The organism is Brevibacillus fortis, from assembly GCF_003013395.1.
Classification (GTDB): Bacteria; Bacillota; Bacilli; order Brevibacillales; family Brevibacillaceae; genus Brevibacillus; species Brevibacillus fortis.
In genome coordinates, this window is sequence record NZ_PXZM01000012.1 from 204,733 (window position 1) to 226,530 (window position 21,798).

The following is a 21,798-nucleotide window of genomic DNA, read 5'->3' on the forward strand; positions in this document are numbered from 1 at the left end:
TTTTATCTATTTTTGACGAATCCAGTCGATAAAAAGTTTTTTCCCAATAAAAGGAGTATTTTTACGGGAAGAGAAATACTTATGCAAATCGTCTTATACATAATTTTTAAGGAGAGTGGACTGATGAAGAAGATGCGTACTCTCGCTTCTCTTACGCTTGCAGCAACACTCATGCTGAGTGGCCTTCCTTACAATGCACTGGCAGCGGCGGAGTTTAGCGAACAGGATTGGGAGAAAGTAAACGAATATACCAACGCGGAAGTAGAGCTTGGCTCCGAAATCTCGAAAATCTCCCCTCTGTTGAACACCAGTTCCAGCAAAAATGTCAGTGTCATTATTGAGCTGAACAGTGAGCCTTCGATCGTAGCTAAACAAGATGAAGGTTCAGAATCTTCCGTTAGATCATTGCGAGCAAAAGTAGAGGAGGAGCAAGAATCCTTCCTCGATGAGGCAAAAGATAACAAGGTCAAACTGAAGGTAAAGCGCAAGTTTGAGCATGTATTCAACGGTATGGAAGTAACCGTGTCAGCCGACGAATTAGAAGAGCTGGCTGGACTGCCACAGGTTAAACGCATTTATCAGAATACGTATTATGAGCTCCCCGAAATTGATGCCGTCAGCGAGAAACAATCGGCAACCAAATGGGATCAGGCCCCTCTCCAACAAATCGGCGTTCTCGATATGTGGAAAGCAGGTCTGACAGGAAAAGGATTGAAGGTCGGCGTCATCGATACCGGTGTCGATTACAAGCACCCTGATCTCAAGGATGCCTATAAAGGCGGATATGACTCCTTCGACAATGACAAAGATCCTTATGAAGAAGCACCAATCCCTGTGGAAGATGACCGCGATGGAAAAGGATATGAAGGCTCCAGCCATGGAACTCACGTCTCCGGCACCATCGTAGGACGCGCTAAAAACAAGACCTCAGATGTACAGGTAAAAGGGGTTGCCTACGGTGCAGACCTCTACGTCTACCGCGTATTGGGCCGAGGCGGCGGTAGCTCCGCTCAGGTCATCGACGGTATCGAAAAAGCGGTGAAAGACGGCATGGATGTCATTAACTTGTCGCTTGGTGCCTCTATGGAGAAGAACTCTGACTCTCCAGATGCCATCGCTGTGAATAACGCGGTGCTGTCTGGTGTGATCACGGTTGTATCGGGTGGGAATTCAGCCGACGATGAACGCGGCAGACATTTCTACACGGCGGGATCACCTTCTGGTGCGAGGCTGCCGATTACAGTTGCAGCGGTAGACTCTCCTACCGTGCAATATGATGGCTCAGCAACCTCGTCCTTCGGAGCCAATTACGAATTCCCTGTGATGGCATGGCAGGTTAGAAAGGATAACTTCTCCTCCATCGTCGGAACCAAACCGCTGCCAGTCGTCTATGCCAACCTTGGCTCCCGCAGCGATTTTGAAAAGGCAAGTGTAAAAGGCAAAGTCGCTCTCGTTTCTCGCGGTACTCTCGGCTTTACGGAAAAAATCGAGAACGCCCGAAAAGCTGGTGCTGTCGCTATCGTGGTCTTTAACGGTAACGACGCCGACGGGGATGGCCAAGCTGACCTGGATATCCGTGATCGTGAGGGCTATGTCAACACGATCCTGGGTGACCAGATCGAAGCGATCCCTACCTTTGACATGAAGGGTCTGGAAGGCCGAAAACTGGCAAAAGAGCTGCTGGCTGACCCTGAAAAAGCGAAAACTCTGACGTTTACGTTCTCTGAAAAATACCCAAGCACCAATGATCCTGGCGACCGCATCGCCGGATTTAGCTCCCGTGGTCCAATCATGGGCGACGATTACAGCATCAAGCCGAATCTAGCTGCGCCAGGTGTAGCTGTTCTGTCCAGCTATCCATCTTGGAGCAAGCTGATCCCTGATGCCAAGTACGACAAGGCATATGCCCGTTTGAACGGTACAAGCATGGCGGCTCCGCACGTTTCCGGTCTCGCCCTGCTGTTAAAACAAGCACATCCGGACTGGACCCCTTCGGATATCAAGGCAGCGCTCGCAAACACCTCAAAACAGGTGTATAGCCCAGACGGCACGCTGTACGATGTGTACTCCCAAGGTGCAGGCCGTGTAAATGGCTACGACGCGTCGAAAACACCTGCTGTTCTGACAACGGTCGAGCAGCTCACCATTTTGGGCGAAGATTTTGAGCCGAAGACCATCCCGTATTATGCAGATAATGTTTCCTTTGGCTTGCTGAAGGCTGGCAGCAATACCGTCACGAAAACGCTCCAGCTGAAAAACCTGTCCAAGAAAGAAGTTTCTTACGAAGCAAAAGTGATCATGCATCCGTCCGTCACGACAGATCCATACAAACCAGGCTCCAAATCGCCAAATGTCGATGACATCGATGTGGAAATCTCCGATGATTCCATCTCCGCTAAAAAAGGCGATGCGACCACATTTGAGCTCAACCTATCCGTTGACTCCGATGCAAAAGACGGCGTATATGAAGGGGAAGTCCTGCTGAAAGCGAAAGGCAACCCTGACCTGCGCCTGCCGTTTGCAGTACATGTGGGTGACAAGCGCGAGGATACCAACTTCGGTTTCGACAACCTGAAGCTGTCCGATACGACGATCACGCCTGATGGCGATGGCAATGAGGATTCGTTCACGCTCGAAGCTGAGCTGCAAGCAAAAGACGTGAACCAAATCTCTGTTGAAGCATGGAACATGGACGATAAATACATCGGTACTCTCGCATCTGTGTTTAACAACTACGCGCTGATTGCGCCAGGCCCGATCACCTTCTCTAATCTCGATGGTACCTACTACGATGGTACCCAAGTAGCGAAGAAGCTGGATTCAGGCAAATACAAGCTGAAGCTCGTCGGTCGAAGCGTTGACCAAAACAAGCCGAAGGGTGAGCAGATTGTAAAAGAATACGAGGCTTGGAAATCCTTCATGATTAAGGCATCTGATAAAAACGCAGTCTTGTCCAAGGTAGTTGAGGAAGCCGAGGAGCAATTCGAGTTTGAGATTGCGAACACCACCGAGCTGGATCAGCCAGTGCTTTCCCTGCCGGCAGAGAGCGATGAAGTAACTTATCAGGTGACAAAGAGCTCTGATGAGGCGTTTATCGACGATGAGGGGGTTTTGAAGGAGCTGCCTGCCGACGGTGAAGAGACAGTTACGCTGTATGTGACGATTACTTCCAAGGAAGATGAGTCGGTTACGCGGACTGTGAAAGTGGAAGTGACGTTGGAGGCAGTAGTGGAGTAGTTTGGTATGACGCTTAATAGATGAAGGAAGGCTCCGCCATGATGTGTGGCGGGGCCTTTATGTTTCAGCCTCTACTCCTACTCTGCGAGATTAAAAAAAGAACCTTCAATCCAAAGACGGATCAAAGGTTCCATGTGATTGCCATTAACTAATTAACTATAAGCCAGTTCCTTTTCGACGAGACCCAGCACCTCGTCTGTTGAACGTTGAATCTCTTGGAAAAGCTCTTGGTTTTCCATGAGTGACACGCCATAAGAAGGAAGCATTTCTTTGATTTTCGGTTCCCACTCTGCCATACGTTGTGGGAAGCATTTTTCTAATACCTCAAGCATAACCTGAACGGCTGTAGAAGCACCTGGAGATGCGCCGAGCAATGCAGCTACGGAGCCATCAGCGGCACTAACAACTTCTGTACCAAATTGGAGGGTACCTTTTCCAGCTGGCGTATCTTTGATAACTTGCACGCGTTGGCCCGCTACCACGATATCCCACTCTTCGCTTTTCGCGTTCGGAATGAACTCTCGTAGTTCTTCCATGCGCTTTTCATGCGATAACATAACTTGCTCGATCAGGTATTTGGTCAATCCCATTTCTTTTACGCCTGCCGCCAACATCGTGATGACGTTGTTCGGTTTTACGGAAGTGATCAAATCCATATTGGAACCTGTTTTTAAGAACTTTGGCGAGAATCCCGCAAAAGGTCCAAACAGCAAGGATTTTTTGTTATCGATATATCTGGTATCCAAATGCGGTACAGACATTGGAGGAGCACCGACCTTAGCTTTTCCATACACTTTTGCATGGTGCTGCTCTGCAACATCCTGGTTTTTGCAGACCATGAACAGTCCGCTTACCGGGAAACCGCCAATATGTTTCGATTCTGGAATTCCGGTTTTTTGGAGCAAATGCAGACTTCCGCCCCCACCGCCGATAAAGACGAATTTGGCAGCATGATCTTCGATGTTGCCAGTATTGATATTATATACTTTCAAATTCCACAAGCCGTCGCTCGTACGCTTAATATCCTCAACAGCATGGTTGTAGTTAATCTCGACATCTTTTGTTTTCAAGTAATCAAACAACATGCGTGTCAAAGCACCAAAATTGACGTCCGTTCCAGAGTCGATTTTGGTTGCAGCAATCGGTTCATTCGATGCGCGGCCTTCCATGATAAGCGGAATCCATTTCATCAGTTTTTCATGATCATCGGAGAATTCCATCCCTTGAAACAGAGGATTGTTTGCCAGCGCTTCAAAACGTTTTTTCAAAAAGCTTACATTCGTTTCGCCTTGTACCATACTCATATGAGGTATTGGCATGATAAAGTCTTGCGGATTTTGGATGAGATTGTTTTTTACAAGGTAAGCCCAGAATTGTCTGGACAGCTGAAAATGTTCATTGATTTTAATCGCTTTGCTAATATCTATAGACCCGTCAGCTTTCTCGGATGTATAGTTCAGCTCACAGAGTGCCGCGTGGCCAGTACCCGCATTATTCCATTCGTTAGAGCTTTCTTCGCCTGCTTTTGCGAGTTTCTCAAAAACTTTGATTTCCAACTCCGGTGCCAATTCTTTCAGTAATGCTCCCAGAGTTGCGCTCATGACCCCTGCACCAATCAAAATAACGTCTGTTTTTTGCTGTATGGAGCTCATATTACCCTTCCTTATCTACTGTTTTTGTAAAAAAGAAGTAGTAGCTCCTTGCCCCGTTGCAAGACGCTACGAAAACATCTTACCTTTCACAACTATAACTATATCATAGAAATTATTTATTGATTCAATTATCTATTATAATTAGAGGATTAATAACTATTTAATGTTGGTAAAAATGTAAGAAGGCTATCCACATTGCCTTAACTTAGCTTTTTTGCAAGAGGGGTTTTCGGCAAAAATGGAGAACAAAGGTGACTAATAAATACAACGAATTTGAGGGAGATACGTGGAAGGAGAGATAGAGATGAACACTTTACCCCTAACGACAACCAGCATTCCGTGGCAGCGTTTGACGACGGCCTATGGAAGAGGGACGGACATTCCGCGGCTCATAGAGACCGGGCAATATGAAGAATTGGCCAATTTAATCGAGCACCAAAGCACCTTGTGGCAGACGACGCCGTGGGTGCTGCTTATACTCTTGCAGGAGCTTGCCAAACAGAAGCCAGAGCAAGTCTCTTTGAATGAAATTCAGTTGTACTTGGCTGTAGCTTCTGCTATACCCGTGGAAGATATCGATTCACAAAATACGGTTGAGACCATGAACGAGCTACTGGACGAAAAGTACTTGTGGCCAGAGAACGAAGAAGACGATGAATTATGGTGGGAAGAAGAAGAGCCACGGGGCTATGAGCAGGAATCATTTTTCAGCTATTTTTCTTTTAGTTATTTGCTGCTAAAAGGCGCCATTCCTGTTTTCACCGCGATTATGGAAGGGAATGATAAACTCGCTCCCGCTATTCAGGAACTGCTGCTTATGCTCCAACCAGAAGGGGCTAGTGCTGTTGAATAGGTGTCGACTTCTCCTTGATAGTACCCACCCCCGTCACCTTATGATGGGGTGGGTATTCCCAGCTGCTGTACGTAATAGCGATGTGCAACTTCTGCAATACGATCTTGGTCTTCCCAGAATTTCTGATCAAGCTTATCCAGCTGTTCTGCCTCTTCCTCGGTAAGGAACTGTGGAATATCCCAGAGTTGGGTGAGGCGGTTGTCTTCCGATAAGTGCTCGATGCAGTCATATCCGGACTGGACGATTTCCAGTGCATGGACTGCCCCGATGGCTTGTAACGCCCGTACCGCGTAGATATATGCCTCTTCTCCCCAGTTGCAAAAAAACTGCAAAAACCCGCCGTTATACACATCGGCTTCCAGTAGCCATAAGGCGGCAATTTCCTGTTCCTGCGAAGTCAGTGTGTTCCAGCCCGAAACATTCTTTTTCTGCACAAAAGCCGCGGCAAAATCGAACCAAACCCGAAAATTTCTAATAAAAAGAATCGTTTAGGAGGCTGCAATGGACCAGGCACTTATCGAACAATTGAATCGCTGGCATGAAGAAGACGAACACCAGCGAATAGTGGACTTGCTGTTAACTGTTCCCGAGGAGGAACGAGACTATGAGACAATCAGCCGACTGGGCAGAGCTTATAACAACTTAGGGCTTTATGAAGAAGCGCTCAACCAATTGGAGAATATTACTGAAGCAGGCCAACAAGATCCAGTCTGGCACTTTCGGGTAGGTTTTGCCCTCTATCATTTGAAAAGATATGAAGAGGCGGCACAGTCATTCCGTACCTCAGACAAGTTAGAAACCGGTAATCAGAATACCGAATCATGGTTAAAGTGGAGCTTGCAAAAAGCGGAAAAGCAGCAAAGACAAGAGAGTCGGATAGCAGCCAAAAAGGCAGCAGCTGTTGAATCTCGTGGTTCAGGAGCGGAGGAAGCTCCTTTTTCAAATATGTCATTTGAAGACTTTTGGGACGACAGCGAGTACGCGAGGAAGTCCTATCTATCCGAGCCACCCACGGATGAACTGATCGCATCGATCGAGGAAGAGCTGGGATACAAGCTCCCTGCCTCCTATCTTGCACTAATGAGGCAGCAGAATGGCGGAGTTCCGAAAAACACGTGCTTTCCAACAGAGGACCCTACCTCCTGGGCTGAGGACCACATTGCCATTACGGGCATTCTAGGCATTGGCCGTGAGAAAAGCTATTCGCTCTGCGGGGATCTTGGTAGCCTGTTTATGATTGAGGAATGGGGATATCCCGACATTGGAATCGTCATCTGTGATTGTCCTTCAGCAGGTCACGACGTAGTCATGCTGGATTACCGGGCATGTGGGAAAGATGGTGAACCCGAAGTCATTCACGTCGATCAGGAAAGCGATTATGAGATTACTTTCCTGGCTGAAAATTTCGAGGCGTTTATCAGAGGCTTGGTGAGCGAAGAAGAATACGATACCTCCGAGGAGGACAAGGAAGCGGCTCTCAATAAAGTAGCCCACGGGAAATTTTCTTCCTTGCTGGAGGAGTTGTGCACGCCAGTATCGGAAGTGGAGCAAATCGATCAGAAAATACGTAGCATTTGTACACGGATTGTAGAGGAAAAAGGCTATTTTTCTTTTCATGCGGATGAACTCTCGTATCTGATGTACGATGTGCAGTTTTGGCTATACACAAAGTCATACCCGGATACCAGTCATGAACAGTACCTGGCTGTCTATGAGAAAATGATCGCCTTTGGCGGAGAATTCGGTCAAGGCGGGTATGCCCCAGGATGGATCAGCGAATGGCTGGACCGTCGCAGGAAGGAAGGGCGGATCGTACAGAAAAATGGACACATCCGGTTTACAGATCAGTTCGCAGCGGAAGTGATTCAGCAGCTGCGAGAAGCCTAAGAGACATACCAGCAACAAAGAGCCCACGTTGACGCGGGCTCTTCTTCTATCTCTTGGCAACCACACTACTCATGAAAATCGAGTCCTGATCTTACTTCTTTCACATACCCTGCCCGAATAGCGAAATCTCCGAAGTGTTCGCCTTCCTCACGTTCCTTCGCATACCGATTTAAGATCGGCCGCAGCTCATTCAGTATTTCTGCCTCTCCGATGTTTTCACGATACAGCTTGTTCAATCGATTTCCAGAAAAGCCGCCGCCCAAATACATGTTGTATTTACCCACTGCCTTCCCGATAAAAGAGAGTTCCGCCAGTGCAGGTCTTGCGCATCCATTTGGGCATCCTGTCATGCGAATGACGATCTCCTCGTCGCGCAAACCCGCCTCATCCAAGATCAGCTCGATATCATCCAGCAACGTAGGCAAATAACGCTCTGCTTCTGCCATCGCGAGTCCGCAAGTCGGCAACGAAACACAAGCCATGGAGTTTCTCCGCAGCGCAGAATAGGAAGCTCCATCGGTCAGCCCGTATGCTTGAATGAGCTGTTCAATTTCCGGCTTCTTTTCGCTGGTGACATTTCCAATGAGGAGGTTCTGATTCGGTGTCAGACGGAAATCCCCTGTATGCACCTTGGCAATCTCCCGCAGCCCGGACTGGAGGAGGTAGTTGCCCTCGTCTTTTACACGGCCATTTTGAATAAACAGAGTAAAATGCCAGTTATCGTCACTCCCTTTTACCCAACCGTAACGATCGCCATTATGCTCAAAGTGATAGGAACGTACAGGTTCCAGCTCCCACCCCAATCGCTGCTCCAGTTCATGAACAAACCATTCGATCCCGCGGTCGTCGATCGTATATTTGAATCGGGCATGCTTCCGCACCGCGCGATCTCCGTAGTCTCTCTGGATCATGACCGTTTTCTCGGCGACATCCAACAATTGCTCCGGTGTGACGAAACCGATCACTCGCGCCACCTGCGGATACGTTTTTGGATCACCGTGGGTCATCCCCATTCCGCCCCCGACCGCTATGTTGAAGCCTAACAGTCGGCCTTCCTCATGAATAGCGATAAAGCCCAAATCCTGAGAAAAAACATCAACATCATTGGAAGGCGGAACGGCGATGCCGATCTTGAACTTGCGCGGCAAATAGACAGGCCCGTAGATCGGTTCTTGCTCTACTCCGTCCCTACTGTCGACAACCTTCTCTTCGTCGAGCCAGATTTCATGATAGGCGCGGGTCCGGGGATCGAGATGATTGCTTAGTATTTTGGCCCATTCGTAAACCTCTTGATGAACCTCCGACTCGTACGGATTCGGGTTGCACATAACGTTGCGGTTGACGTCCCCACAGGCGGCTAGTGTACTTAACAAGGCTTCGTTTACTTCTTGAATCACCTGCTTCATATTCCACTTAATCACGCCATGCAGTTGGAAAGACTGACGAGTCGTCAGGCGAATCGTTCCATTCGCAAACTGCTGGGCGATATTATCCATCATGAGCCATTGCTCTGGCGTGACAACTCCACCAGCGGCACGCACGCGCACCATGAATTGATAGGCCGGCTCCAGCTTTTGTTTATTCCGTTCATTGCGAAGATCTCGGTCATCCTGCATGTAGCTGCCATGAAATTTCATCAGGCGATTATCATCCTCAGGAATGGACCCTGAAATCCTGTCTTCCAGCGTTTCCGTCAGGCTCCCCCGCAAATAATCGCTTTGGCGTTTAATATCCTCTACATCGCTGTGAGGAGCACTGTTTGGCGAAAGCAAATGATTTTCTGACATGGTTCCTATCTCCCCTCTCATTCTTTCTCGAAACTCAGTAGACATCTCGCTGATATCGTTTTTCCTGTTGCATACGTTTCAAATACGCAACAGCTTCCTCTGAATCAAGTCCACCCTCTTGTTGGAGTATGGTGACCATGGCTGCGTGAACGTCGTGCGCCATCTTCTTCTCGTCACCGCAAACGTATACGTGCGCCCCATCCTGCAACCATTGATAGAGCTCCTTACTCTTCTCAAGCATCCGGTGCTGAACGTACACCTTTTGGCTTGTATCACGAGAAAACGCGACATCTATGCGCGTCAGAATGCCCTTTTTGAGCCAACGCTGCCATTCGAGCTGATAGAGAAAATCTGTAGAGAAATGCTGATCGCCGAAGAAAAGCCATGTCTTGCCTTTTGCCCCAAGCTCCTCCCTCTCTCCCAGGAAGGCGCGGAATGGAGCGACACCCGTGCCTGGCCCAATCATGATTAGCGGTATGTCCGGGTTAACCGGCAGCTTAAAGTTGGGGTTATGCTGCACAAATACTGGCAACGTATCACCCATTTCCAAACGATCCGCGATATAGCTCGAACAAACGCCGTACCGCTCTCGCCCATGAGCTTGATAGTGAACATTGCGAATTGTCAGATGAACTTCGTCCGGGTAGGACCTCAAGCTGCTTGAGATCGAATAGAGACGCGGCGGCAGCTTCCTAAGTATGGAGACGAATTCTTTGGATGACACTCCCTTCAAATGGTAGTCATCCACCAAATCTAACAAATCCCGATTTCGGACATAATCTCGAAGCTCTTGCTCCTGTCCTTCCGCAAGCAGTTCTTGCAGCCCGTTTCCTGAAGAAAGCTTTGCCACTTGTTCCAGGAGGGGCTTGGTGAGAACCGTGATTTCATAATGGCTGGATAACGCTTCTTCCAACGGGCGTTCTTCCCCGTTCTTGTTAATCGGAACAAGCTCTTCCGGCTTCCAGCCCATCGCGTCAATGAGCTCACGGACAAGGCCAGGATGATTTTTGGGATAGATCCCCAAACAATCACCCGGTTCATACTCGAGATTGGAACCTTCAAGGGAGATTTCCAGATGACGGGTTTCCTTATCCGATCCTCGTCCGTTCAGATTCAAATTCTCCAAGACCACGGCCTGAAACGGATTCGACCGTGAATATTCGGTCTGTGACCCTGTTCCGATCAATGCACCGCCGACGATTGCGCTTGCAGCAGCAACTTGGGTTGCCGAAGTTTCACTGAGGGAGGCCAGGACATGATTCATCCATTCAGAGGCTTGTTCGTCGTAATCCACATCGCAATCAACCCGGGGAGTCAGGCGCTTGCCGCCGAGCTCTTCCAGCCGCTTGTCGAACTCTTTACCGGTTTGGCAGAACAATTCATAAGAGGTGTCGCCTAATGCCAGCACGGAATAGCGCAGGCCCACCAATTGAGGCACTCTCTTGCTGTGCAGGAATTCATGGAAGGAGATGGCGTTGTCCGGCGGTTCACCATCCCCGTGTGTGCTTACCACAACAAGCAGGTTTTCAACCTTTTTCAACGCATTCGTCTTGAAGTCGCTCATGGAGGAGAGAGTTACGTGGAAGCCATACTCCTGAAGCTTTCCGGACAGCACCTTGGCCAACTTTTGGCTGTTCCCGGACTGTGATCCGAAAAGCACTGTCACCTCTTTAGAAATGACTGGCCCATTCGCAGCTGAAGCAGCTTGAAACCCAACAGCTATCGGTGCTTCCACTTTGTGAAGAGCTGCAAGATATCCGCTCAGCCAAACCTTTTGCACCTCCGAAAGCGTGGGCAGCAACCGGTTCAGAAGCTCCACTTGTTCCTGACTAAAAGGACTGTCTGTCACCTTAAGTACCAACGATATGCACCTCGCACAGGAAAAAATTTAATTCCGAGTAATCTTATATGATTATTTACCTTAACCTACCACAGTAAGGAAGCCCGAGCAATTGGGATTCGTTATTGTCATCATAAGTTTTCCTAATCATTGGATAACAGCAGAAAGAACCCCGGTTCCTTATCTTAGGACCCGGGGTGTTCTTAGACATTCAAACTGATTAGTCGAAAAATAGCCCCCACAGAATGTGTTAAACTACTTAAAGTAACCACTTCTCTATAAAAAATGTGAAGTGAACATCCATGGATGGCTTTATGGAGGCATTTGATGAAACCATTGATAGTAGCGACGATTCCCGGTGGAATCATAACCATTCTTATATTTTTTCTAGATTACTTCCAATTGCCGCTTGTCGATAAATTTCTCATGTTTGCGGCTTTCGTCATTGTACCTCTTGTGATTGTACTTTTGAGCTACGACGAAAAGAACAAACATCAACGGACTATTTATGCTGCTATTAAGCTGCTTCAATTTCCCGCAGCGCTTCTTGCCTTAGCCTCTGTAATGGGTAGCAAGACGTGGGGGCTGGGAAGCACGGCTATACCAGGGACTCTCTCCCTCGGGTGGCTACTGTTCACATTCCTGCTCGGCATCTATGGCCTGACCGTTATTGTGAATCGCAAGGGAAGAACAGAGGAAATAGCGATTGGGGCGGGGCTCGTTTATTTTTTTATCGGAGGCATTTGGTTTACCCTCTATCAGTATCAATTTGACCTCTCCCAAGCTAAGCCCGCAACGCACGCCCTGAGTTCGGTCCACTTTCATTTCTCATCTGCAATCGTTCCGATTTTTATCGGTTTACTGGGACGGGTCATGACGAAGAAAAGCTGGTATCCCTGGGTCGTAGCTATCGATATCATCGGACCTATTCTGATCGCTGTCGGTATTATTTTCTCGAAGCCGATTGAGTACATTGGTGTTACCTTGTTCGCCTGTAATATTGCGATTTACACTACTTATCTGCTTGGTTACTTGAGGAGGGGCTCGTTACACAATAAATCAAGCTTCTTTTTAGTCCTTTCTTGCATTGCCTTTTACACGATTGTCGTTCTTTCCATTAGCTATCCGTTATTGAAGAACATGTTTGCCTTAACCATACATGATTTCATTCCGATTTACGGATTGCTGCATTCGTTTGGGTTTGTTTTGTGTGGGTTGATTGGATGGGTGTGCATGATAGACTCTCTTAAGAAAAATAGGCTTGCTGACAAGACATAGATCTCCATCTGCAAAGTTCCTCGATCCTATCGTAAGAAGTCTAGAGTTTAGAACAGCGAATGAGCCCCAACGATCTGGGGCTCATTCGAATTCATACATAAACTTTTTACGTTTATCCCATTACTCGTGTGCTTGTACCCCAGCAAAAGGAACAACTGCACTGCGATATTTCATAAGACCTACACAAATATCTCGAACAAGGCTGTTTTTATACTCACCGTGGTCAGGATAACGTATCATATTATCTCCGTTATGCACGACTACCTTTCCACCACTACCATCTATGGTCGGATATTGCCATATATAATCGGATGCGTATTTGGCATGCTCCGATCCTATGTATGTGAGACCTAGAGCATGCTCCGGTAATGGAGAGAATCCTCTAGCATACTGACCTATAATCCCGCTCCATCCATCAAAGTCCTCAGGCATATTCCTGAAAAATTCAAATGGATCATTTTGTACCCGTACTTTGAGATTCGTATATGGAACAGGTGGTACCGTGTGAAACGGCTTTAAAAATGGCAGCCAGCATACAGCTACCTCAATATTTAATATGAGTTGTCCATTATTTTTAATATATTCCATCATTCGATCCGAATATTGCTGCATCCAGATCTGATCGCAGATACTAGGGATATAGATGATGTCAGCGTCCCACACCTCATCTGGAATCGGACGAACACCAAAGTATTCTATTTTACCATTTGTGCCTTCAAAGGTATCCGCTAAAAATGGCGGGGTATCCTCGGTATCGATCCCTGTTGTTTGCAGATATGCTACTGTAAACGGTTCGATCTTATTTCGATCAATGCCAAGTTCATGATTAAGCCACGGATAAAATCCTTGCAGCAGCTTAGTTGTTACTGGCATAAATCGCTGACCGTTATGACTGTGTGGATCAAGCGTCGTGACGAAAACTCTACCGCCACCCTCAAGATCCTTAAAATCAATAATGACCGACTCGTCCGTCTCCTCGATCGCAAGCAGCGTAGTCCCGTTATGATTCCCCTTGAATGCACCATGCCAATGCCAATGTAAATGCTTCGGCTGCACATAGTCAAAGAAAGAATGCTCGATCGCATCCGGAACGTACAGCTCGATTTTGCCTCCTGGCTTCGTCCACCACAGCCAATCCTTTATTTTTGAATCCACCCATTCGACTTGTACAACGTCTAACAGCTGATCAGCTTGATCAAGTGCAAATAATAAAAGGAATCCACCATTTCTGACGTAATCGTTAAGCTGCTGTTTATGCGGAAGAATGCGGTCAATATGACACCCGCAGGAAAGAATGACTACACCAAATTCATTTAGATCCAGCGTAGGCAAATCATCTGCATAAATGAATTGATCCATATAGTGAGCATAATCCCAGTAGCTTATTAATTGCGAGCTCTTCCCAGTCGTCACGTAAGCAATTTTTTTCATTGGCTGACCTCTTGGCTATTTTGTAGATCGATCGGCAGTATCGTCGAGTAGCTCTTCTCAGCTCGTTCATACGATAAAATTTCAGAATTAATGCCAAAATAATCTCTCATATTCCTTGTGGTAACCACATGTTCAGTCTTATCAAAGATATATCCGTCATACCCCAACAACAGCGTTGATTTGGCGATCCGAAAGGCATGTTGAGGGAAATGAGTATTGATTATAATAGAATATTCCCCTCTACTATTTAACTCCTCGATCATATTCAATATTTTTAGCTGATTTCTCAAATCTAGATGTGATTCAGGTTCATCCATAATGAGGATCTTCGGATTCTTGATCAAGGATCGGGCAATCAGCACCATTTGTAGCTCGCCGCCACTCATTTTATTGCAATTCCGTTCACTCAGATGCTCGATCCCAAGCTTTCTTAGTTGCTCATACGCTCGCTCATAATCCTCTTTGGTAGGTGTTCTGCCCATCTTCACATACGGGGATAGACCCATGACCGTCATCTCAAGTCCGGTAAAACCAAAGGCCGCTTTTTTCGATTGTGGAACATAAGATACGAGCTTCCAGTATTTACTGGTGTCCATTTGTTTGACAGATTCATCATCGATAAAAATATCCCCGGATTGATACGCTAGAAATCCTAATAAGCATTTCACAAAGGTCGTCTTTCCAATCCCATTCGTACCAAGAATCGCTAATGCCTCACCCTTCGGTACGTGGAAGGACAAATCTTTGAATATTTGTCTGTCTGAGTTAGGGTATTGAAAGTTAAGATGCTCAACTCTAATCATCCCAAATACCCCCTGTTCTTCTAAGAAGATAGATAAAGAACGGTACACCTAGAAGCGAGCTTAAAATGGAAAGTGGAATTTCTGAAGCGGTTACGGATCGGGCAAGTGTATCTGTAATGAGCAAAAATATAGCACCCATCAGCATAGACGCTGGCACTAAATGCTTATTGTCTGTCCCAATAATCATCCGCGTAAAATGGGGTACGACCAGTCCAACAAAACTGATCACACCAGCAATAGATACTACCGCGGCGATAATCACCGTTGTAAAAAAGATGATCATGATGCGCATTTTTTTCACATTGATGCCTAATGAGATCGCTTCATGTTCATCCAAAGAAAGTAGATTGAGCTGCCATCTGTATTTATATATAAAAATGAGGGCAATCAAAATACTAGGTATTGTTCTAAGAATAGTATCCGTAGAGGCGCTAGCAAGTGAGCCCATCAGCCAAAAGGTGATCGCAGGCAGCTCATTTTGCGGATCTGCAAAATACTTGAGTAGGGATACACCCGAACCAAATACCGAGCTTGTGATAATACCCGCGAGAACAAGCATTAACACGGTGACATGCCCACGCCTCTTTGCAATACTATACGTCAAATACATCGCCAGAAATCCAAAAACGACAGCCAGTGCTTGCGTACCAAGCGTGCTGCTGATTGTAATAATGCCAAGTGCCGCACCAAAGCTTGCTCCGGACGATACCCCTAAAATTTCCCCGCTCACCAGTGGATTACCGAATATGGCCTGCAGGGCAGCTCCAGATACTGCAATGCCAGCTCCGACAACTACAGCTAATACTACGCGGGGAATTCGCACCTCTTGTACCACTACTGGAATCGTGGAGTCCGCTACAGCGTCTGGATTTACCAGTGCATAAAAAACATCAAGTGGAGCGATTGTGTATCTTCCGATACAAATCGCTGCCACCATCAAGACAAACAATATGATAGAGGATATGATATAGAACTGAACTTGAATGTTACGTCTGTCTTTTACCATCAACTTATCTCCTTATTGCATGAACAATTCAAAGGATTTGCTATGTTTATTTTCAGCAACATTCAAAATCTGATCAATATCTTGCTCAGTTACATCGATGTTATAGAGCATCTTATAATCTTCACGAACCTGCTGACGCATATCAAACCCCTTGAACTTATCAGGATGCGACAAAACAGCATAGAAGTACCAGCTAATACCTGGATTATCTAGCAGAGAAGAAGTTGGACTTTTATATACTCGCTTTTCCTTAACCGCCGTCAGATTTTTGAGCACGGGATGGTTAAAGAAATAGTCTGGCGTAATATCTTTTGCCCATTCTCCGATCACTATCATGTCAGGGTCCCATTGAAGTAGCGTTTCTGCATTAATGTCAGCGTCATTCGTTGTGATTTTCCCTTTGGTAAACGCGACATTTTCTACCTTATGTACAGGGGTATGAGGGAGCTCTGTTCCCCATACATTCATTTGATTTTCTTTTACATGGCTGACAAACACATGATTTTGTCGGTCCGCTTCTGTCAACTTTTCAGTGACGCTTAAAACGGCTTGCTTCGCTTTGTCATGGTGCGCCAACACTTCTTTTACCCGATCCTGCTTCCCTATAGCCTGACCGTACAAAGTGTATCTTTCAACGTCATCCTTGTAAGTACCCCAGTTCAAGGCAACGACATCAATCCCTACATCTTCAAGCGGCTTGATTTTAGCTTCGGCTGAAGTCCATTGATACACCACATCAGGAGCCAGCTTCAAAATCTCCTCTACGTTGGGCGCATCCCCTTCAGCATCCATAATATTAGAATTTACTTTTAAAATTTCAGGGTAGTATTTCGCTACTACGCCACCTGCAATATTCGAATCCTGATCGCTTTTTCGCATACCTAAGAAGGGCTCAACAGATTGCGTAATAGAAAACATCTCTGTCCCTTCATTTGGAAACAGTACGAAATTTTTTGCATATCCATCCTCAAGAACAACTTCTTTGCCTCTACCGTCAACGATCGTGACAGCTGAAGTTCCGTCATTTTTCGTTTCCTTATCCTTTTGGCTATTATCCGTGCTTTGGCATCCTGCTATCGTTAATGCCGCAATACCGATTAAACTAGTCACTACAACTTTTCTCATGTCTTCCTCCTAGTTGTTTGTGCCTCTGATGCCCTGGAAGGTATGTAGGAATACTCTCAAACGCAGGTCGGAGAAAAATGTTTATCAAAACTCTCATAATCGTATCCTGCATATATCGTTTAGATTTCCCAATGAAAAGTGCTATTGTGCGGGGACAGACGCTATTCTTCCAGAGGACCGTCCAAATGAACTTTGGGATCAGGGGCTGATACTTATCGAATTCATTCTCTTTCCTGTTTAAACTATAGAGCATCTTATCATCATTGAGAATGATAGTCAATATCAACGGCGAGGATAGCTAACCTCTATTCGAAACTTTCACCTAGTAGTCATCACCCATGCTGGGCGAACTGAAAAAATTTGCGTCATTTGTAATAAGGCTCACCTTAACAGGTCTATCGACAAAAAATTTGCCACGGCGCGTAGTTTCACCTTACTAACGTCTGGATGTTCAAGCTACGATTATGATGCATTCTTATTTAAGACCGCTCGTCAATCAGCCGTTCTAGAAACTCCGCAAAAGTCGAAGCATACATGTCACGGTTCACCGTACTGTTTGTAACAGAAAGTTATAGAAAAAGGACCATCCAATTGGCACTATACTTCTTATCTACGCAAAAAAGGCCATATCGGAAGAATTGGAATTTCTGTTCCGGTAAGGCATGCTTAATAGAAGGCTCAAGGAAAGCATCCTTCTATAGATCAACGAATCGAGATTTATCTTATCAGCCCAATCCTCGCCGTCTTCCTTTGGAATATCTTGATCAAGCAGCAGTTTCTCAAACAGTTTCACTTCGGCTTGAACAGCGTGGTCCGCAGTGATCAACGTCAGAAAGGGTTGTCTCCTAAATGAAGAGACAACCCCTTGACTGGCGTTCTTCCCGTCAAACGGTTGAACAAAACTACTGCTTCCGCTCGAGTGAGTATTTGATTCGGGCGGAACGTACCATCCTCATAGCCTTTCATGAAGCCTTGCCCTGTTACGGTCGCTATGATTGAATCTGCATGATTTCCTTTTGTATCGGAATAGACAGCCGCTTGTCCATTTTCAGAAAGGTTTTTCCACCTGTAAATACTATTTTTGCAGCTTATTCATTTGTGAGATCAGGTCGTCGACCGCTTTATCGACCAGATACGGTTCGAAATTCCAGTTTTCGCGAGATACGTTGATTACACGATTGTTTTTGATTGTTCCGTATCGAGGTTCATGCAAACAGCAAAGAGCCCACACTCGCGCGAGCTCTTCTTGTATTTCATTCTATGTAGGCCTCAGCACAACTTCAAACAGTGCCTCATTTACTCCGGCGATAGAGATCCATGCTTTTAAAGCCCTCAGCCAAGACCGCCATCATTTCAGCTCGACGCTTTGCCCGTGTCCCCTCTTGTACGGCACTATATACATACCGAGCCCAATCCTTTTGGTACCCGGGCGTGAGAGATTGGTAAAAAGCGAGCTCTTTTGGCGCATGACGCAGATCCTCTTCTATTTTCGGTACAAATTCTATATAATCATCGACGCATTGACTCGGCTTAGATGAAGCTTTTGCCGCCTTCTTTTTCTCATTTTTAAACCCGACAACCGTAAATACCTCATTCATGCCGACCATTCGATTAAATTTGATAGTGCTTGTCCCGATATAGCCATCTTCGTCGGCTCCTAATCCATCGAACAATTCATCCCGATGGATATAAGTCGGATAGACTTTATTCCCTTTTTTGGGATAAGCAACGTATAGAAGGCCCCCCTCCAATAAATAGCTGTAGTCGATTACCTTCTTCATGAGCTCCTGCAAGGCCTTCATATCCAGTACGAAAGCAAAAATCATGTCATATTGCACTTCTTTCAATTCATGTTCCGCTTCTTTAAGAACGGCTAAGCTCTCCTCACCCTCAGGTGTATGTAAGACAGCCGTTTTTTTATATTTTTGCAGGTTCAGCTTCTCAACGATTGTTTTCGACATGATGGATCTTCCCCTTTGATTTCATGGTACGGCTCGGAGCCCAGCCTACCTTACTTTCCACATATGTAAAGCTTTCGCAAAGTTTCTCTTCATGTGTTCTATGTTTCCATTCTATTATACCGTTAATGTACACGTGGAGACTTTATCAGTTGACATTTTATGGAGGATAATTACTATTAGTATAATATGGAAGGGGGGGTTCCGTTGAAAACAGCGAGTGAGATACTTTCGATAATCAGTAATGACAGTTTTTTAGAGAATGTCTTCCATAAAGATGTTGATTGGGACGCTGAATTAGACGCTAGGGATGCTGATAAATTTGATACGGCATGGAGTTCTAGTTACAAAAAAGTTGATGAAATTGCCCCCTCTGAAAATACCGTGATCAGAGAAATTAGGGAATTTGTGTTCAAGCAAACTTTTCGGATAACCCAGAATTCAGAGCTGGCAGGATATGCGTCGGACGACTTTGGTTTAATTTCCAAGGCGTTTGAAAACAAGATTAATATGGAATTTATCAATAGCCTGTGGGATTCCTATCTGCAAGGGAAATTCCCGAATTGCAGTATATGTGAATAAAATGTAAAAAATAAGGAAGGAGCTGTGGCGGTCAGCTCCTTCCTTTCCTATTCGATCATTATTTCGGTACCCAAGCAATGATACATTTATATGCTTTCCATGAAGCCTCTTTTACGCTCTCATTTTACTACTCTATCGTTTCATAACGATTATTCTCCATCGCTTGCTTGAGCCATCCATCGATCCGCTCCTTAGGTAGCAGGATGTTTCCTCCATAAGCATTATTCTTATGAAAGCCCCAATCTCCATATACGAGCATATGGTACTGACTATTTAATTGTTTTACGAGTCCCCATTCACCGAGATCTCCCTGTGCACCAGCACTGATAAATAGCCAGTTCCGATAGTTGAATATGTAAGGATCTCCGAACATCTCAAAACCTTCTAAATAACCTGTGCTCCCATCTCTTTCTGGAAATCTCTCGTTGTAATCCTTAATCAGCCATACATCTAAAATCTTTACGCACAACCAAGCTTTAAACTCATTCCGCTCAATGACACGCTCAATGGAACACTGTACAAAAGAAGATTGTTCAATCTCTTCGGGATGCGAATCCCATCCATTAAAACTGGAGCGTACCGGGGTGTACATGATCCAAAAGGGTTCTCCAATCCTCATATGGAAAGGATGGGAAACCTTCACCGTTCTAACCTGACCTTGCTCAGGCGGGCAATCAGAACGCTGCCAATGTCGCTCATCCAACGGAGGAACTTCGTTTTCAAAATCTGACCATTCTATAATATCATTTTCGAAGCCAGCAATATCAAACAGCTCACTTTCCATCCTTATGCGCTCTGATACGCCTTTGCATACCCCGCACGTTAAGGCAACGAGCTCTTGCTCCATTTGCTTCAACTCCACTTGTCATCTTCTGTTTATTTTTCTTACGTGAACCATTTTCTCATACATTGAGTTCGTACTAGTAACAAAAACTGGATCGATCCGAGTATTATTGGCTGCTGTTATTCAGACTCAGTACCGCCAGTGTTTACTACGCTTCTAGGCTCCACCAACATGATATGGCATTCCTTTTCGGCGAAGGGCTTCTGCTCGGCTCCCCCCGGGACAATAAACATCTCACCCTTGGAAATTTTCACCTGACCATCACGAAAATCAATGAACATCTCTCCTTCGAGCACGATAAATACCTTATCCGTACCTTGATGCTCGTGCCATATAAAATCCCCAGCAATCTTAACGAGCTTAAATTGATAGTCATTCAATTCAGCAATGACTTTCGGAGACCAGAGATCGTTCAATGTAGATAGCTTCTCATTCAGATTAATAGCTTGGTAATGCATATGAATCCCTCCTTATTTTTTGACCTGCGTTATTTAGAGCTTACGCAAGGCATTTGTTATATTTTGTAAAGCGTATTCGATAGCTAATGGGCCACCAGTAATAGCGGAACTATCCATTAAATAGACATTGCCTTTCTTCACGGCATTCAGATTATTCCATACCTTACTTTGCTTTAAGTCATTCATTAATATTTCCTTTTTTGTAATGTCACCTATAAGGAAGATGTGGTCTGCTTGAACAGTTGAAATCCCTTCAAAGGTAGTAAATTTATTATTCGTACCTTTAAATGTATCATCTGGTGTAAGCCCCAGTCCCTTTTCTTTATCAAACGCAAGTGTATAGACAGGATTTCCTTCACCTAGAACATTAAAAGTTTTTCCGTCCCAAGACAAAATAAGAGCTACTGTCTCTCCTTGAATCGACTTTAATGCTTCACGCCCAGTTGTAATTTCTTTCATCATTTTATTAATGACTTTTTCCGCTTCGTCTTCTTTCCCAATAATCTCGGCGACTGTACGGAGTCCATATTGCCAATTTTCATAGATGTCCTTGGATTTTAACGTAATGACTGGCGCAACTTTTTCTAGTGAATCATACATTTTTTCATGTTGTTCTGTTGCTAGAATTAAATCAGGCTCAATGGATAGAATTTTCTCAATACTAGGAGACAATTTGTCACCTAATTCTTCAGCTGAATCCAGCTTTCCATTTAAATAAGATAAAGAAGATAGATACTCTTTTTCAGTAGAAGCAGCAGGCGGTTCACCTAATGCAACTAATATTTCAGGATAAAAATACCATAGTGCGGCCAATTTTTTTGGTTTGTGCTTGATAACAATCTCTTTACCTAACGCATCCTTAAATGTTCTTGGCCACTCAGGTGCATCTGCCTTAACTGCTGATGTAGATGTACTTTCTGTAGTTGATCCTTTATTTTCAGCAGGTGTTTCATTACAACCTGCTAGTATGCCTGCTAATAATAGCATGGAGATTAGCAAGCCTTTCATCTTGTACATACGAAATTCCTCCGACATGATGTTTTCTTTGGCTTGCCAT

At 45.4% G+C, this 21,798-nt stretch carries 18 protein-coding genes and 1 pseudogene; 5 read left to right on the forward strand and 14 right to left on the reverse strand.

The genetic code is table 11. The annotated features are described in order from the left end of the window. Positions 1–123: 123 nt before the first annotated feature. Complete coding sequence (locus tag C7R93_RS09295) at positions 124–3,237, forward strand: S8 family serine peptidase (RefSeq protein ID WP_106838565.1); 3,114 nt, start codon at positions 124–126, stop codon at positions 3,235–3,237. Positions 3,238–3,389: 152 nt separating this feature from the next. Here C7R93_RS09295 and C7R93_RS09300 read toward each other — a convergent pair whose 3' ends face one another. Then, positions 3,390–4,889 carry a malate:quinone oxidoreductase gene (locus C7R93_RS09300; RefSeq protein ID WP_106838566.1) on the reverse strand — a complete coding sequence of 500 codons (1,500 nt, stop codon included), beginning with the start codon at positions 4,887–4,889 and terminating at the stop codon, positions 3,390–3,392. Between the two features lie 304 nt (positions 4,890–5,193). On the opposite strand from C7R93_RS09300, the gene C7R93_RS09305 reads away from it, so the two are divergent. Continuing rightward, a complete protein-coding gene (locus C7R93_RS09305; protein ID WP_106838567.1) occupies positions 5,194–5,742 on the forward strand; it encodes a hypothetical protein in 549 nt (182 codons plus the stop codon). 38 nt (positions 5,743–5,780) lie between these two features. On the opposite strand, the gene C7R93_RS09310 is transcribed toward C7R93_RS09305, so the two are convergent. Next, the gene (locus C7R93_RS09310) at positions 5,781–6,218 is read right to left on the reverse strand and encodes a DMP19 family protein (RefSeq protein WP_208637809.1); all 438 of its coding nucleotides are present in this window, start codon (positions 6,216–6,218) and stop codon (positions 5,781–5,783) included. A gap of 25 nt (positions 6,219–6,243) precedes the next feature. Between C7R93_RS09310 and C7R93_RS09315 the strand changes: the two genes are divergently transcribed. After that, positions 6,244–7,629: an SMI1/KNR4 family protein gene (locus tag C7R93_RS09315; RefSeq protein ID WP_106838569.1), complete on the forward strand. Its 1,386-nt coding sequence runs from the start codon at positions 6,244–6,246 to the stop codon at positions 7,627–7,629. Positions 7,630–7,694: 65 nt separating this feature from the next. Here the strand turns inward: C7R93_RS09315 and cysI are convergent, their stop codons facing one another. Continuing rightward, positions 7,695–9,416: an assimilatory sulfite reductase (NADPH) hemoprotein subunit gene (gene cysI / locus C7R93_RS09320; RefSeq protein ID WP_106838570.1), complete on the reverse strand. Its 1,722-nt coding sequence runs from the start codon at positions 9,414–9,416 to the stop codon at positions 7,695–7,697. A 34-nt stretch (positions 9,417–9,450) separates the two neighbouring features. Then, positions 9,451–11,277 (reverse strand): assimilatory sulfite reductase (NADPH) flavoprotein subunit, encoded by a 1,827-nt coding sequence (locus C7R93_RS09325; RefSeq protein ID WP_106838571.1) that lies wholly within the window; start codon positions 11,275–11,277, stop codon positions 9,451–9,453. 306 nt (positions 11,278–11,583) lie between these two features. Here C7R93_RS09325 and C7R93_RS09330 point away from each other — a divergent pair, with 306 nt between their 5' ends. After that, positions 11,584–12,534: a YndJ family transporter gene (locus C7R93_RS09330; RefSeq protein WP_106838572.1), complete on the forward strand. Its 951-nt coding sequence runs from the start codon at positions 11,584–11,586 to the stop codon at positions 12,532–12,534. 120 nt (positions 12,535–12,654) lie between these two features. On the opposite strand, the gene C7R93_RS09335 is transcribed toward C7R93_RS09330, so the two are convergent. From C7R93_RS09335 to C7R93_RS09370, 7 genes and pseudogenes are all read right to left on the reverse strand, one after another. Then, the gene (locus C7R93_RS09335) at positions 12,655–13,965 is read right to left on the reverse strand and encodes a hypothetical protein (protein ID WP_106838573.1); all 1,311 of its coding nucleotides are present in this window, start codon (positions 13,963–13,965) and stop codon (positions 12,655–12,657) included. Beyond that, entirely contained in the window at positions 13,962–14,768 is an 807-nt protein-coding gene (locus C7R93_RS09340) for an ABC transporter ATP-binding protein (protein WP_106838574.1), read from the reverse strand. The genes C7R93_RS09335 and C7R93_RS09340 overlap by 4 nt, the downstream gene beginning before the upstream one ends. Beyond that, on the reverse strand, positions 14,761–15,774 hold the full coding sequence (locus tag C7R93_RS09345; RefSeq protein WP_208637803.1) for a FecCD family ABC transporter permease: 1,014 nt from the start codon (positions 15,772–15,774) through the stop codon (positions 14,761–14,763). Before C7R93_RS09345 ends, C7R93_RS09340 begins: the two co-directional genes overlap by 8 nt. A 12-nt stretch (positions 15,775–15,786) precedes the next feature. Next, on the reverse strand, positions 15,787–16,899 hold the full coding sequence (locus tag C7R93_RS09350; protein WP_106838575.1) for an ABC transporter substrate-binding protein: 1,113 nt from the start codon (positions 16,897–16,899) through the stop codon (positions 15,787–15,789). A 569-nt stretch (positions 16,900–17,468) separates the two neighbouring features. Then, a pseudogene (locus tag C7R93_RS31110) lies at positions 17,469–17,579 on the reverse strand (hypothetical protein); the annotation flags it as partial. 148 nt (positions 17,580–17,727) lie between these two features. Then, entirely contained in the window at positions 17,728–17,991 is a 264-nt protein-coding gene (locus C7R93_RS31115; RefSeq protein ID WP_106838578.1) for an S-layer homology domain-containing protein, read from the reverse strand. Between the two features lie 200 nt (positions 17,992–18,191). Then, on the reverse strand, positions 18,192–18,860 hold the full coding sequence (locus C7R93_RS09370) for a YdeI/OmpD-associated family protein (RefSeq protein WP_106838579.1): 669 nt from the start codon (positions 18,858–18,860) through the stop codon (positions 18,192–18,194). Between the two features lie 204 nt (positions 18,861–19,064). Here C7R93_RS09370 and C7R93_RS09375 point away from each other — a divergent pair, with 204 nt between their 5' ends. Next, positions 19,065–19,439: a hypothetical protein gene (locus C7R93_RS09375; protein ID WP_106838580.1), complete on the forward strand. Its 375-nt coding sequence runs from the start codon at positions 19,065–19,067 to the stop codon at positions 19,437–19,439. 127 nt (positions 19,440–19,566) lie between these two features. On the opposite strand, the gene C7R93_RS09380 is transcribed toward C7R93_RS09375, so the two are convergent. From C7R93_RS09380 to C7R93_RS09390, 3 genes are all read right to left on the reverse strand, one after another. After that, the gene (locus C7R93_RS09380) at positions 19,567–20,301 is read right to left on the reverse strand and encodes a hypothetical protein (RefSeq protein WP_106838581.1); all 735 of its coding nucleotides are present in this window, start codon (positions 20,299–20,301) and stop codon (positions 19,567–19,569) included. A gap of 101 nt (positions 20,302–20,402) precedes the next feature. Further along, positions 20,403–20,741 carry a cupin domain-containing protein gene (locus tag C7R93_RS09385; RefSeq protein ID WP_106838582.1) on the reverse strand — a complete coding sequence of 113 codons (339 nt, stop codon included), beginning with the start codon at positions 20,739–20,741 and terminating at the stop codon, positions 20,403–20,405. A gap of 33 nt (positions 20,742–20,774) precedes the next feature. Then, complete coding sequence (locus C7R93_RS09390; RefSeq protein ID WP_106838583.1) at positions 20,775–21,758, reverse strand: iron-siderophore ABC transporter substrate-binding protein; 984 nt, start codon at positions 21,756–21,758, stop codon at positions 20,775–20,777. Positions 21,759–21,798: the final 40 nt, after the last annotated feature.